The following is a 13181-nucleotide window of genomic DNA, read 5'->3' on the forward strand; positions in this document are numbered from 1 at the left end:
GGCCCGGCGCCGTCGCCAAGGATCTTTTCGGCGCGGTGCGCGCGCCGGCCCCGCTCGCCGCCCGCGCCATCGGCTCCTATGCCAGGGGCTGTCTCGCCGGCGCCACGGCGCTTGCCGTCGACGGGCCGACCTGGCAGGTCATGCGCCTGTCGCGCAACCGCAACTGGGGCCATCCGCACCTGGTCGCCATGCTGCAGCGGCTGGCCGGCGACGCCCCGGCGCTCGGCTGGAGCGGCCTGCTCGTCGGCGACCTTGCCCAACCGCGCGGCGGGCCGATGACCTCCGGCCATTCGAGCCACCAGATCGGCCTCGATGCCGACATCTGGCTGACGCCGATGCCCGGCCGCACCCTGTCGCGCGAGGAGCGCGAGACGATGACGGCGATCTCGATGCTGAAGGGGCCGTCCGAATTGCCGGGCGCCGATCGCGGCGTCGATCCGGCGAAATGGACCGACAGCCATGCGCGGCTGATCCGCCGCGCGGCCCAGGATCCGCAGGTCTCCCGCATCTTCGTCCATCCGGGCATCAAGCAGGCGCTGTGCCGCTTCGAGACCGGCGAGCGCGGCTGGCTGCGCAAGGTCCGGCCGTGGTGGGGCCACCATTACCACTTCCATGTGCGGATCGCCTGTCCGGCAGGAAGCGTCGGCTGCAAGGATCAGGACGCGCCGCCGCCGGGCGACGGCTGCGGCGCCGAACTGGTCTCCTGGCTGTCCGACGAGCCCTGGGTGCCGAAGAAGCCGAAAAAGACCGACAAGCCCGCGGCCCCGGTGCAGAAGAAGCACATGACCCTGTCGGCCCTGCCCGAGGCCTGCACCGAGGTTCTGGTGGCAAGGTAGGGGTGTTGGCCGCTTGCGGGCGCGGCTTGCGGCGCGATCGGGCCGGTCGCGTGGTTTTGCCGTGTTTTTTGGATGCTGCGCCGCGCAATCCGCTTTGCCGGCGCATCCGGCGATGGTAAATGGGCGCGCATGAGCACGCAGAAAATCTCCGACATTCGCAATTTCTCGATCGTGGCGCATATCGACCACGGCAAATCGACGCTGGCCGACCGCCTGATCCAGATGACGGGCACGCTGACCGAGCGCGAGATGAAGGAGCAGGTGCTCGATTCGATGGACATCGAGCGCGAGCGCGGCATCACCATCAAGGCGCAGACCGTGCGCCTGATCTACAACGCCAAGGACGGCAAGCAGTACAAGCTGAACCTGATCGACACGCCGGGCCATGTCGACTTCGCCTATGAGGTGTCGCGTTCGCTCGCCGCCTGCGAAGGGTCGCTGCTCGTCGTCGACGCCAGCCAGGGCGTCGAGGCGCAGACGCTCGCCAATGTCTACCAGGCCATCGACAACGATCATGAGATCGTGTCGGTGCTCAACAAGGTCGACCTGCCGGCGGCCGAGCCCGAGCGCGTCAAGCAGCAGATCGAGGACGTGATCGGCCTCGATGCCTCCGAAGCGGTGATGATCTCGGCCAAGACCGGCCTTGGCGTCGAGAACGTGCTGGAGGCGATCGTCAACCGCCTGCCGGCGCCCGAGGGCGATCCCGGCGCGCCGCTGAAGGCGCTGCTGGTCGATAGCTGGTACGACGCCTATCTCGGCGTCATGGTGCTGGTGCGCATCATCGACGGCTCGATGAAGAAGGGCCAGAAGGTCAAGATGATGGGCACGGGCGCGGCCTATGAGATCGACCGGGTCGGCGTCATGACGCCGAAATTCCTGTCGGTCGACAGCCTCGGCCCCGGCGAGATCGGCGTCATCACCGCCTCGATCAAGGAAGTGGCCGACACCCGCGTCGGCGACACGATCACCGACGACCGCAAGCCCTGCGCCCAGGCGCTTCCCGGCTTCAAGCCGGCCCAGCCGGTGGTGTTCTGCGGCCTCTTTCCGGTCGATGCCAACGATTTCGAGGACCTGCGCGCGGCGATGGGCAAGCTGCGCCTCAACGATGCCAGTTTCTCCTTCGAGATGGAGACGTCGGCGGCGCTCGGCTTCGGCTTCCGCTGCGGCTTCCTCGGCCTCCTGCATCTGGAGATCGTCCAGGAGCGGCTGGAGCGCGAGTTCGACCTCGACCTGATCGCCACCGCGCCCTCGGTCGTCTATCGCATGCACCTGACCGACGGCACGCTGAAGGAGCTGCACAATCCGGCCGACATGCCGGACCCGGTGAAGATCGACACGATCGAGGAGCCGTGGATCCGCGCCACGATCATGACGCCGGACGAGTATCTCGGCGCGATCCTGACCCTGTGCCAGGAGCGGCGCGGCGTGCAGATCGACCTCAACTATGTCGGCAACCGTGCCATGGTCACCTATGACCTGCCGCTGAACGAGGTGGTCTTCGACTTCTACGACCGGCTGAAGTCGATCTCCAAGGGCTACGCCTCCTTCGACTACCAGATCACCGATTATCGCGAGGGCGACCTCGTCAAGATGTCGATCCTGGTCAATGCCGAGCCGGTCGACGCGCTCTCCGTGCTGGTCCACCGCACGCAGGCCGACCGGCGCGGCCGCGCCATGTGCGAGAAGCTGAAGGACCTGATTCCCCGGCACATGTTCAAGATCCCGATCCAGGCGGCCATCGGCGCCCGGGTCATCGCCCGCGAGACCATCGCGGCGCTGCGCAAGGACGTCACCGCCAAGTGCTATGGCGGCGACGCGACGCGCAAGCGCAAGCTTCTGGAAAAGCAGAAGGAAGGCAAGAAGCGCATGCGCCAGTTCGGCAAGGTGGAGATCCCGCAGGAAGCCTTCATCAAGGCCCTGAAGATGGATTCCTGACCCGCACGCGGCCTTGCGCCGCCGCCTATTCGGCGGCGACGAGGGCGGGCGCTTGCCAGTTGCCGGCCTCGATCTCGGCGATCTGCGTGTCGATCTGCTGCAGCACGAAGCGCGAGAACGGGCCGAGATGCACGTAGAGCGCCACCATGTGCAGCATCGGGTTGAGGGCGCGCGGGTTGTGCCGCAGCGTGAAGGCGATCATCCGCCACAGGTGGCCGCGATGCCCGGGCTTGCGCCCGGTGATCGACCAGACGAGCTTGCCCAGCTTCCTCACATCGCTTGGCAGGCGGGCGTTGAGCACGTCGCCATTGGGGCCGCTCATGTCGAGCAGCTCGACCATCTTGCGCAGCCGGCCGAAATAGGTCTCGGGTGAGTAGACCCGTTCGATCACCTTCCGGTAGTCGGCGAGGATCTGCGCGCGCGGGCGCAGGGTCTCGAAATTGAGCCCGGCCGTGCACTGGTCGCCCTGCTCGTGATCGGGATCGGCGACGTCGAACTCGGCATGCAGCCGGCCCTGTGCCGCCAGCCGGCGGGTGAGCTGGGTGTTGGGCAGGGCGTAGAGCAGTCCGGTCATGGCGACGGGAATGGCGGCCTCTTCGATCAGGCCGGCAATCTCGTCCGCCACCCGGTCGCTCTCTTCGTCGAAGCCGACGATGAAGCCGCCGATGACGAAGATGCCGGCCTCGTAGATCTTGTGCACGCTGGCGGCGATGTCGCGCCGCGTGTTCTGCTTCTTGCGGGTGGCGACCAGCACGTCCGGGTCGGGGCTCTCGATGCCGACAAAGACGACGAAGAACCCGGCGTGGCGCATCATTTCGAGCAGGTCCTCGTCGTCCGCCAGGTTGAGCGAAGCTTCGGTGGACAGTTCGAACGGGCGCCCATGGGCCTTCTGCCAGGCGATGAGATCGGGCAGGAACGCCTTCACCGCCTTCTTGTTGCCGATCAGGTTGTCGTCGACGAAATCGACATGGCCGCGATAGCCCAGGTCGTAGAGCGCCTGAAGCTCGGCCAGGATCTGCGCGCTGCCCTTGGTGCGCGGCTTGCGGCCGTAGAGCTCGATGATGTCGCAGAATTCGCAGGTGAACGGGCAGCCGCGCGAGAACTGCACGTTGACCTGCACATAATCGGAAAAGTTCAGCAGATCGAAGCGCGGGACCGGTGTGGTGGTGACGTCGGCCTTGAACTTCTCGGCCTCGAACGTGCCGCTCCGCTCGCCGCGCTCGAATGCCTCGAGGAAGGCGCCGAAGATGCCCTCGGCCTCGCCGATGACCCGGAAGTCGGCCTGCGCGTAGTGATCCGGGCTCGAGGTCACGTCCGGTCCGCCGACCACAACCGGAATGCCGGCGCCCTTGCACAGGGCGATGATCGCCAGCGTGTCGGACTGCTGCGGCAGCATGCCGCCGGTGAAGACGACATCGGCCCAGGCAAGGTCCTCGTCCCGCAACTCCGCCGTGTTGCGGTCGACCAGCCGCGGCTCCCAGCTCTCGGGCAGCATCGCCGCGACGGTGATCAGGCCGAGGGGCGGTGCCGGGTACTTGGCGCCGACCAGGTTGCAGGTCTCCTGATAGTTCCAGAAGGACCCCGCCTGGAAGCGCGGGTAGAGCAGCAGGACTTTGACGGCTGGTCGCATTCTCACGCAATTCCTTCGGGGGATCGAGGGTCCTTGCGGCGACCATAGCAGACCCGGCGGCGCTTGTGATGGGGGGCGGCGTGCAAGGTGCTTGGCTTGATCGGGCTTGCAAAATGGAATGCGCTCACCATTTGTTAACGGTGCTTGTTCATCATTGACCGACGACCACGCGCGCCGAACGGTGTCGCAAGCCTGTCACCCTCGCATTGCAAAATGAGGGACGGGCGGTTCCGAGAAACGACCCTGGCGCAGATCGTCATGCGACGGTGCGATACGTTCCGCACCGCGATGGACCTGTTGCAGCCCGGCTTTCGCGATGGCGGAGGCGGGCAGGCGACGGCATGGCACCCGCAAAGCGGTGCAAGCGAAAACAAGAACGATAAGAAAGAGACTGACTATGGAACTTGGAAATGTGAAGTGGTTCGACAACAAGGCCGGTATCGGCGCGATCGAACCGAACGAAGGCGACTATGTTCACGTGGACATGGCGGCACTGCGCAAGTCGGGCGTTCCGAGCCTGCGCGAGGGCCAGCTTGTGGCCTATGATCTCGCCTATCTGCGCGGCCACACGGTCGCGGAGAACCTGCGCGTCCTGTAACGCGCCGGCCGGGAGAACCCGGCCGAAGCCGTCCCTTCACGCAAGACTTGCGTGATGCGCGAAGCGCCGCTGCCCGGACAAGGCACGGCGCTTTTTGCGTTTAAGGGGGCAACCTCCCTCAGGCGCGCGACAGGCGCCACAACCTCAGCATGGCCACCAGACCGACGGCGGGACCGAGCGCCAGCAGCGCCAGCAGCACCGGCCAGCCGGAGTGTTCGGCGACGACGGGGGCCGCCTGTACCGTGACGAAGGTCAGGGCGAAGCCGATGGCCGTCTGCAGCGTCATCAGGCTGCCGGCCTGCTCCGGCGGAGCGAAATCGGCGACGAGCGCGGAAAACTGCGGCGAGTCCGGCACGATGGACGCGCCCCACAGCAGGAAGATCGCCGCCAGCAGCCAGACCGGACCGCCGAAGCACAGGGCTGCCGCGATCGCGCTGGCGAAGCTGACCGCGAGCGCGATGATCGCCACCGTGTCCTTGCCGATGCGGTCGGCGACCCAGCCGCCGGCGATGCAGCCGAGCCCGCCGAGCGCGATGGCGGCGAAGGTGACGAGGCGGGCGAGCCGCAAGCCCTCGCCATCCCCCAGCACCGGGATGAAGGCGGCGGCCATCGCGGCGCCGGCCCAGGTCCACATGGCATAGAGCTCCCACATGTGGCCGAAATAGCCGGCATAGGCGAGGCGGATGCGCCGGTCGGTCCAGGCGCGGCGGATCACCGCCGGATCGAAGCGCGGCGAACTTGCGTGATATGGCCCGAGCCGCACGGCAAGGGCGAGGCTCGCGGCAATGAGCGAGGCTGCGGAGGCGATGAGCACGGTCGCCCGCCAGTCGGCGCCGCCGCCGAGTGCGATCACATGCGGCAGCGCCGAGCCGATCGTCACCGCGCCGACCAGCAGGCCGACAAGGAAGCCGCGATCTCGCAAGCCCCAGCCGACCGCGATCTTCATGCCGACCGGATAGACACCGGCAAGCAGGGCGCCGGTGGCGACCCGCGCCAGGATCGCTTCCGTGCCGCCGATGGGCAGGACCAGCAGCGCCGCGTTGACCAGCGCCGCCAGCGCGGCGCAGGCGGCGAACAGCCGGCCGGGATGCAGCCGGTCCGGCAGGCCGAGAATGGCCGAGGCGAGCGCGCCGACGACGAAGCCCACCTGCACGGCGCTCGACAGCAGCGCCTGACGCACCGGCGTGATCGGGTGCTCGGCCAGCATTTCGGGGAGGATCGCGGCCGAGACGAACCACAGCGACAGTGCGGCGATGACGGCAAGGGTCAGCAGGGAAAGCGAGCGGGTCTTGGAGGCACTGGGCATGGCGGAGCGGCGGCCGGTCGGGAGGCTTGCCGGCGATCCGGCGGTACGGCAGTTTGGCGAGACTATCAGTGCCCGGGCCTTGCGTCGATCACGCGCACCCGTCCTGCAACTGGCGGCTCAGAGGGAGAGATGATTTTCGATTGACGGGTTTTTGGTTTCATTTGATTGTCCAACTGGAAAATAAAGAAAGAAAGCGAACATTCGGAGGAGACGCGTGAGCGGCGGACACATACTCGCAATCGACCAGGGCACCACATCGAGCCGGGCGATTGTCTTCGACGGCGCCTTCCGGTCGGTTGCCGTGGGGCAGCAGGAGTTCCCTCAGCATTTCCCGCATTCCGGCTGGGTCGAGCACGAGCCGGAGGATCTGTGGACCTCGACGCTCGCCGTCTGCCGCGAAGCGCTGGCCGGGATCGAGGGCGGGGCGTCGGCGATTGCCGCTGTCGGCATCACCAACCAGCGCGAGACGACGCTGGTGTGGAGCCGCAAGACCGGCGCGCCCGTGTACCGCGCCATCGTCTGGCAGGACCGCCGCACGGCGGACTTCTGTGCCGGGCTGAAGCGCCAGGGCCACGAGGACCTGTTCACCCGCAAGACCGGCCTGCTGCTCGATCCCTATTTCTCCGGCACCAAGCTGGCCTGGATCCTCGACAATGTCGAAGGCGCAAGGGCACGGGCGGAGAGCGGCGAACTGCTGTTCGGCACCGTCGATAGCTGGCTGATCTGGAAGCTGACCGGCGGCCGCTCGCATGTGACGGATGCGACCAATGCCTCGCGCACGCTGCTCTACAACATCGACGAGAACCGCTGGGACGAGGAGCTTTGCGGCCTGCTCGGCGTGCCCCTGTCGATGCTGCCGGAGGTCAAGGACAGCGCCGACGCGTTCGGCACGGTCGATCCGGAGCATTTCGGCGCGGCACTGCCGATCCTCGGGGTTGCCGGCGACCAGCAGGCGGCGACCGTCGGCCAGGCCTGTTTCCGCCCCGGCATGGTCAAGTCGACCTATGGCACCGGCTGCTTCGCGCTGCTCAATACCGGCGAGACCCGCGTCGCCTCGCGGAACCGGCTGCTGTCGACCATCGCCTATCGCCTCGACGGGCACACCACCTATGCGCTGGAAGGGTCGATCTTCGTTGCCGGCAGCGCGGTGCAGTGGCTGCGCGACGGGCTCGGCATCATTGAGACGGCAGCCGAAAGCCAGACGCTGGCCGAGGCATCGGACCCGGAGAACCGCCTCTACCTGGTGCCGGCCTTTGTCGGCCTGGGCGCGCCGTACTGGGACCCGGACGCGCGCGGCGCGCTGTTCGGCCTGACGCGGGCGAGCGGCCCGGCCGACTTCTGCCGCGCGGCGCTGGAAAGCGTCGGCTACCAGACCCGTGACCTGATCGAGGCGATGCGCGCCGATGCGGCGGGCATCGATACGGGCGGTATCGATACGGCGAGCATCGTGCTGCGCGTCGATGGCGGCATGACCGCCTCCGACTGGACGATGCAGTTCCTCTCCGATCTGCTTGGCGCACCGGTCGACCGGCCGCAGGTGCTGGAGACAACGGCGCTGGGCGCGGCCTGGCTCGCCGGCCACAAGGCGGGCGTGTGGCCGGGAATGGACGAGTTTTCCGGCAACTGGCATCTCGATCGCCGTTTCGAGCCGCGCATGGCCGAGGCGGAGCGGGCGGCGCTCTATGCCGGCTGGCAGGATGCGGTGCGCCGGACCCGCAGCGCCTGACGCGGGGGTCCTGGCGGCCGGCGTGCCGTACAGTGCAGGCTTGAGAACACCGCGCGGAGCCTCACCAAGGCTCCGCGCTTCGTCTTTCCCGCTTTTCCGACCCCCGTCATTTTCGTTGACCGGCGGCTGGCTCGCCCGCTAAGTTGACTGAAGCAATATAGTCAGGAAATCGTCAACATGCCTGTCTCGCCGCTGCAGGATCCGGACGTCGCCGCCGTTCGTCAGTTCAACCGCTTCCACACCCGCCTCGTCGGCGCGCTGAACGAGCGGATGCTCGCCTCCGACTATTCACTCGCGCAGGTGCGCATTCTCTACGAACTCGCCAACGCCCGGCCCGATGCGCCGCCTTCGGCGCGGGATCTCGGCGACATCCTGCAGATGGATGCCGGTTATCTCAGCCGGCTGCTGTCCGGGCTCGAGAGCGACGGGCTGCTGGCCCGCACGCCCTCGCCCGAGAACGCCAAGCGGCTGGCGCTGACGCTGACCGAGCGGGGCCGGGAGGTCTTTGCCGGGCTCAACGAGGCTTCGGCGCGCGAGGTCGCGAGCCTGCTCTCGGGGTTGCCGCCGGAGGCACGCGGCCAGTTGACCGGCGCGATGGCCCGCATCCGCCGGCTGCTCGGAGATACGCCCGACACCCGCGCCTTCATCCTGCGCGATCCGCGGCCCGGCGATCTCGGTTGGGTCGTTCACCGGCAGGCGGCGCTTTATGCGCAGGAATACGGCTTCGACTGGACCTTCGAAGGGCTGATTTCCGAGATCGCCGGCAAGTTCGTCCGCGAGTTCGATCCGGCACGCGAGCGTTGCTGGATCGCCGAGATGGAGGGCGAGGTCGTCGGCTCGGTCTTCGTCGTGCGCCAGGACGACGAGGTCGCCAAGCTGCGGATGCTCTATGTCGATCCGGCGGCGCGCGGGCGCGGCCTTGGCCGTGCCCTTGTCGAGGAATGCCTGCGCTTTGCACGCGGTGCCGGCTATCGGCGCATGGTGCTGTGGACCAACGACATTCTCGTCTCGGCACGGCGCATCTACGAGGCGGCCGGCTTCGAACTGCTGGAGGAAGAACACCACCACAGCTTCGGCCATGATCTCGTGGGCCAGAACTGGGGGCGCGACCTGTGAGAGGGGCCGTGCTTGGCGCGATCTTCACCGGATTGCAGGTCGGGGCGGCCCTGGTGGCGAGCGAAGCGGTGGTTGCCGAGGTCGGCGCCGGGCGGCTCGGCTTCCTGCGCTATGCCATCGCCCTGCTGATCCTGCTGCCGGTGGCCTTCTTCTCTTCCGGCGCGCCGGTGGCCCGGCGCGACATGCTTCCCGTGGCCCTGATCGGCATCGGCCAGTTCGGCGTGCTGGTCGGCCTGCTCAACGTCGCCGTGCTGCATACCGGCTCGCCGCGGGTGGCGCTGGTCTTCGCGACCCTGCCCATCGTCACGCTGACTGTTGGTCTGCGCTTTGCCGTCGGACGGGTTTCGCCGCTGGAACTCGCCTCGATCCTGCTGTCGGTTGTCGGCGTCGGTATCCTGCTGGCCGGCGAGGCGCTGACGGGCCGGATGCTCGCCTCCGACTGGATCGGCGTCGGTTGCGCGGCGCTGGCAACGCTCACCGGTGCGCTGTGCTCGCATCTCTACCGGCCCTATCTGCAGCGCTGCGGCGTCGCCAAGGTCAGCGTCATCGCCATGCTCGCCTCGCTGCTGCCGCTCGGTGTCATGGCTCTTCTCGAAGGGCAGGGCCTGCCGATGGCCGACTGGTCGCGGCGCACCGTGATGCTGGTCGGCTTCGTCGGCCTGTCGAGCGGCGCGGGCTTCCTGCTCTGGCTCTACGCGCTGAGCCGGCTGCCGGCGGCGGTGGTGACCGCCTTTCTCGGCCTCAGCCCGGTGACCGCGGTGGTCCTGTCGGTGCTGTTCCTGGGAGCGACGCCGACGCTGACGCTGGCCGTGGCCATGGTGCTGGTCGTCGGCAGCCTTGCCGCCACCGCCGTCGCGCAGCGCCGGGGTCGGAAACCGGCGCCGCCCCTGCCGGTCGGCGGCAGTGCGTGACCCACACCGACACCCAGACCTTGGCCGCGCCTCAGCGCCAGCCGTTGCGGTGGAGCGCGGCGAGCGCGGTGCGGTAGTCGGGATAGCGGAACGCGTAGCCGAGCTCCCGCTTCACCCGGTCGTTGGAGACCCGCTTGTTCTCTCCGTAGAAGGAGCGCGCCATCGGCGACAGCTCGGCGGTCTCGAAATCCTGCTCCGGCGGTGGCGCGACGCCCAAAAGCTCCGCCGCATGGGCGATCACGTCCTGCGGCGGCGCCGGCTCGTCGTCGGTGACGTTGAAGATCCGCGTCGCCGGAGCAGTGTCGATCGCCGCCTCCAGCGCGCCGGCGATGTCCTCCACATGGATGCGGTTGAACACCTGACCCGGCTTGATCAGTCGGCGAGCCGTGCCTTTCTCGAAATTGACGAAGGCATTGCGCCCCGGCCCGTAGATGCCCGACAGGCGGAAGATCTGCACCGAAATGCCATGCTTGGCGGCAAAGGCGAGCCAGGCCTCCTCCGCCTCGACCCGCTGGCGCGAGCGCCGCGAGACGGGCCGGCACGGCGTTTCCTCGTCGACCCAGCCGCCGTCGTGATTGCCATAGACGCCGACGGTGGAAAGATAGCCGATCCATTCAGGGCGCGCGGCCGCGAGATCGTCAGCGTGATGGGCAAGCACCGGGTCGCCCGCCTCGCCCGGTGCGATGGAGACGAGCACATGGGTGGCGTCGGCCAGCGCCGCGCGCACCTCGTTGCCGGGCGCCGTGCCGTCGAAGAGAACCGGCGCAATGCCCCGCTCCGCCAGCCGCGCGGCCTTCTCCGCGCTTCGGGTGGTCGCGGTGATCGTCTCGCAGCGGCTGGAGACGCGCCGGACGAAGGCATCCGCCGAATAGCCGAGGCCGAAGACGAAAAGGCGCATGGATCTGGCTCCCGAAAAGGTCTGGTCAGGTCAGCGACAGGTCGCCGCGGCGGATCTCGTAGAGCATTATCGCAGTCGCGACCGCCAGGTTGAGACTGTCGGCCTGGCCCGCCTGCGGAATGCGGGCGAGGGCGCTGCAGGCCTCCGCCATCTCCTGCGGCAGGCCGGACTGCTCGTTGCCCATCAGCAGCAGCGCCGGCCGGCGATAGTCGATGCTGCGATAGTCGGACGAGCCCTTCAGATGGGTGCCGACGACCGTACCCGGCCAGCGTGCGGCGATGTCGCGAAAGCTCTCGCGGGTGAGACGGGCGAGCGGCACATGGAACAGCGAACCCATGGTGGCGCGCACCGCCTCGACCGCGAAGGGATCGGTGGTGTCGCCGACCAGAAGGACGCCGGATGCCCCGACCGCATCGGCGGTGCGGATGATCGTGCCGAGATTGCCCGGATCGCGCACCTGGTCGAGCGCCACCCACACGCCCTGCGGCGCGGCCACGAAGGCTTTCTCCAGAGCCGCTGCGGAGAGCAGGCGCTGGCCATAGACGCCGACGACCATCTGCGGGTTGTCGCGCCGGGTCATCGCGGCGAGGACGGCGGTGGAGACTTCCAGGATCGTGGCGCCGCGCGCCCGTGCCGTCGCTGCAACCTCGCGCGCCGGGGCGCTGTCCCGCGCTTCCGGGCCGAGCGCCAGCATGTCGACCTCCCACCCGGCGGCCAGCGCGTCGGTGGCAAGCTTCAGCCCCTCGGCGACGAAGCGCCCGCTCTTCTGCCGATGCTTGCGCTGGGCGATCAGCGCCTTGATGTCCTTGACCAGCGGGTTGGAGAAGGACGTGACCTGCTTCACCTGTCCGGGGCGCGGGAGATTGGTGCTCATGTGGCGCTCCAGCGGCTGTAGAGCGAGGTGGAGAGCGCGCGGCTGCCGCCTTCCTCGCGCAGCACCAACTCGCCGGAGGCGAGCACGCCGCCGCGCCGCGACAGCGTTTCGGCCATCAGCTCGTGCAGCGACAGGAAGCTCGCCCGGATCGCATAGGCGGTGAGCACCAGGAAATCGGCCTCCGGCGACAGGATCTCCTCGATCATCGGCATCAGGGCCGGCAGGCTCTCGTAAAGGTCCCAGACCTCGCCCTTGGGGCCTCGGCCGTATTTTGGCGGATCGAGCAGGATGCCGTCATAGCGGTTGCCGCGCTTGACCTCGCGGGCGACGAACTTCACCGCGTCCTCGCAGATCCAGCGCACCGGCAGATGGTCGAGCCCGGACATCGCCTGGTTCTCGCGCGCCCAGCCGATCGCCTTCTTGGAGGCATCGATATGGGTGACCTCGGCGCCGGCGGCGGCCGGCACCAAGGAGGCAAGGCCGGTATAGCCGAACAGGTTGAGGATGCGCATCGGCTTGCCGCCGGCGGCCTGGCGCGCCGCCACCCGCTCGGCCATCCACTGCCAGTGGGCGGCCTGCTCGGGAAACACGCCGACATGGCGGAACGACATGAAACGGCCGAGAAAGTGGACGTCGTGAAACCGCATCGGCCAGGTATCGGGCAGGTCGCGGTTCAGCCGCCAGCGTCCCGGCCCGTCGTCCTCGTCATTGCCGGTGAAGACGGCATCGGCCGACAGCCAGCGCTTTTCCGGCAGGCGCGGCGCGCCCATCGCCTGGGGTTCCGGCCGGTCGACGACGATGCGGCCGTAGCGCTCGAGTTTGCGCCCGTGCCCGAAGTCGAGCAGCGCATAGTCGTCCCAGCCGCGCGTTTCCAGGATCAGCGGCCAGCAGGCGGTCGGGGGCTTGCCGGCGGGGGCGGGAGCGGGATCGGAGCCGGGCAGGGCGGGGCGAACGGACACGGGAACGGACTGCCTTCTCGAACGGCCCGGCGGCCGGCCGGGCAGGAACTGGCGGCGACCTTCGGGTGGCGCCGTTTCCGTTGGCCTTAGGGCGGTTCACGGCGCGGGTCAATCGCCTCGCAGGGCAAGGCCTGTGCTGCGCTGCGGCAAGAAGAAGTTTGTCGCCGATTTTCTCGCAAGCACTTGAAAGGCGGAGGCAGCTTGGCCAAGCTTAGGGAAAGGGTCGACGTCCCGCAGGGCGGGCGTCGCAACAAGGGATTGGCGGTCCATGGATTTGGTTGGCGAGTATCGATTGTTGGCGGGTCGTGGGGCTGTTTGGTTGGCGCTGAACGACGCGGATGTTCTGCGTCGTTGCATTCCCGGCTGCGAGGAGCTGGAGCAGGTTTCCGAGC

The 13181-nt window shown here is 68.2% G+C and carries 12 protein-coding genes; 7 read left to right on the plus strand and 5 right to left on the minus strand.

Features of this window, described 5'->3' with window-relative positions:
- The coding region (mepA, locus tag P2PM1_RS06810; protein WP_186398605.1) for a penicillin-insensitive murein endopeptidase at positions 1–836 on the plus strand (836 nt) is incomplete at its 5' end.
- A 129-nt stretch (positions 837–965) separates the two neighbouring features.
- On the plus strand, positions 966–2771 hold the full coding sequence (gene lepA, locus P2PM1_RS06815; RefSeq protein ID WP_186388933.1) for a translation elongation factor 4: 1806 nt from the start codon (positions 966–968) through the stop codon (positions 2769–2771).
- A gap of 25 nt (positions 2772–2796) precedes the next feature.
- On the opposite strand, the gene P2PM1_RS06820 is transcribed toward lepA, so the two are convergent.
- Positions 2797–4401 (minus strand): B12-binding domain-containing radical SAM protein, encoded by a 1605-nt coding sequence (locus tag P2PM1_RS06820; RefSeq protein ID WP_186398606.1) that lies wholly within the window; start codon positions 4399–4401, stop codon positions 2797–2799.
- 397 nt (positions 4402–4798) lie between these two features.
- Between P2PM1_RS06820 and P2PM1_RS06825 the strand changes: the two genes are divergently transcribed.
- Positions 4799–4999: a cold-shock protein gene (locus tag P2PM1_RS06825; protein ID WP_186388935.1), complete on the plus strand. Its 201-nt coding sequence runs from the start codon at positions 4799–4801 to the stop codon at positions 4997–4999.
- Positions 5000–5117: 118 nt separating this feature from the next.
- Here P2PM1_RS06825 and P2PM1_RS06830 read toward each other — a convergent pair whose 3' ends face one another.
- A complete protein-coding gene (locus tag P2PM1_RS06830; RefSeq protein WP_186398607.1) occupies positions 5118–6305 on the minus strand; it encodes an MFS transporter in 1188 nt (395 codons plus the stop codon).
- Positions 6306–6519: 214 nt separating this feature from the next.
- On the opposite strand from P2PM1_RS06830, the gene glpK reads away from it, so the two are divergent.
- The 3 genes from glpK (at position 6520) to P2PM1_RS06845 (ending at position 10058) form a co-directional block, all read left to right on the plus strand.
- Positions 6520–8031 carry a glycerol kinase GlpK gene (gene glpK, locus P2PM1_RS06835; protein WP_186398608.1) on the plus strand — a complete coding sequence of 504 codons (1512 nt, stop codon included), beginning with the start codon at positions 6520–6522 and terminating at the stop codon, positions 8029–8031.
- Between the two features lie 177 nt (positions 8032–8208).
- A complete protein-coding gene (locus P2PM1_RS06840; RefSeq protein WP_186398609.1) occupies positions 8209–9147 on the plus strand; it encodes a bifunctional helix-turn-helix transcriptional regulator/GNAT family N-acetyltransferase in 939 nt (312 codons plus the stop codon).
- Between the two features lie 8 nt (positions 9148–9155).
- A complete protein-coding gene (locus P2PM1_RS06845) occupies positions 9156–10058 on the plus strand; it encodes a DMT family transporter (RefSeq protein ID WP_208985205.1) in 903 nt (300 codons plus the stop codon).
- A 31-nt stretch (positions 10059–10089) separates the two neighbouring features.
- Here P2PM1_RS06845 and P2PM1_RS06850 read toward each other — a convergent pair whose 3' ends face one another.
- The 3 genes from P2PM1_RS06850 to P2PM1_RS06860 are packed head-to-tail and all read right to left on the minus strand — an operon-like array spanning position 10090 to position 12789.
- The gene (locus tag P2PM1_RS06850) at positions 10090–10956 is read right to left on the minus strand and encodes an SDR family oxidoreductase (protein ID WP_186398611.1); all 867 of its coding nucleotides are present in this window, start codon (positions 10954–10956) and stop codon (positions 10090–10092) included.
- A gap of 25 nt (positions 10957–10981) precedes the next feature.
- Positions 10982–11830: an RNA methyltransferase gene (locus P2PM1_RS06855; RefSeq protein ID WP_186398612.1), complete on the minus strand. Its 849-nt coding sequence runs from the start codon at positions 11828–11830 to the stop codon at positions 10982–10984.
- On the minus strand, positions 11827–12789 hold the full coding sequence (locus P2PM1_RS06860) for a class I SAM-dependent methyltransferase (protein WP_186398613.1): 963 nt from the start codon (positions 12787–12789) through the stop codon (positions 11827–11829). Before P2PM1_RS06860 ends, P2PM1_RS06855 begins: the two co-directional genes overlap by 4 nt.
- A 268-nt stretch (positions 12790–13057) precedes the next feature.
- Between P2PM1_RS06860 and P2PM1_RS06865 the strand changes: the two genes are divergently transcribed.
- On the plus strand, positions 13058–13181 hold a 124-nt coding region (locus P2PM1_RS06865), incomplete at its 3' end, for an SRPBCC domain-containing protein (protein WP_256376452.1).

This window comes from Stappia sp. P2PMeth1, from assembly GCF_900185735.1.
Lineage (GTDB): Bacteria > Pseudomonadota > Alphaproteobacteria > Rhizobiales > Stappiaceae > Stappia.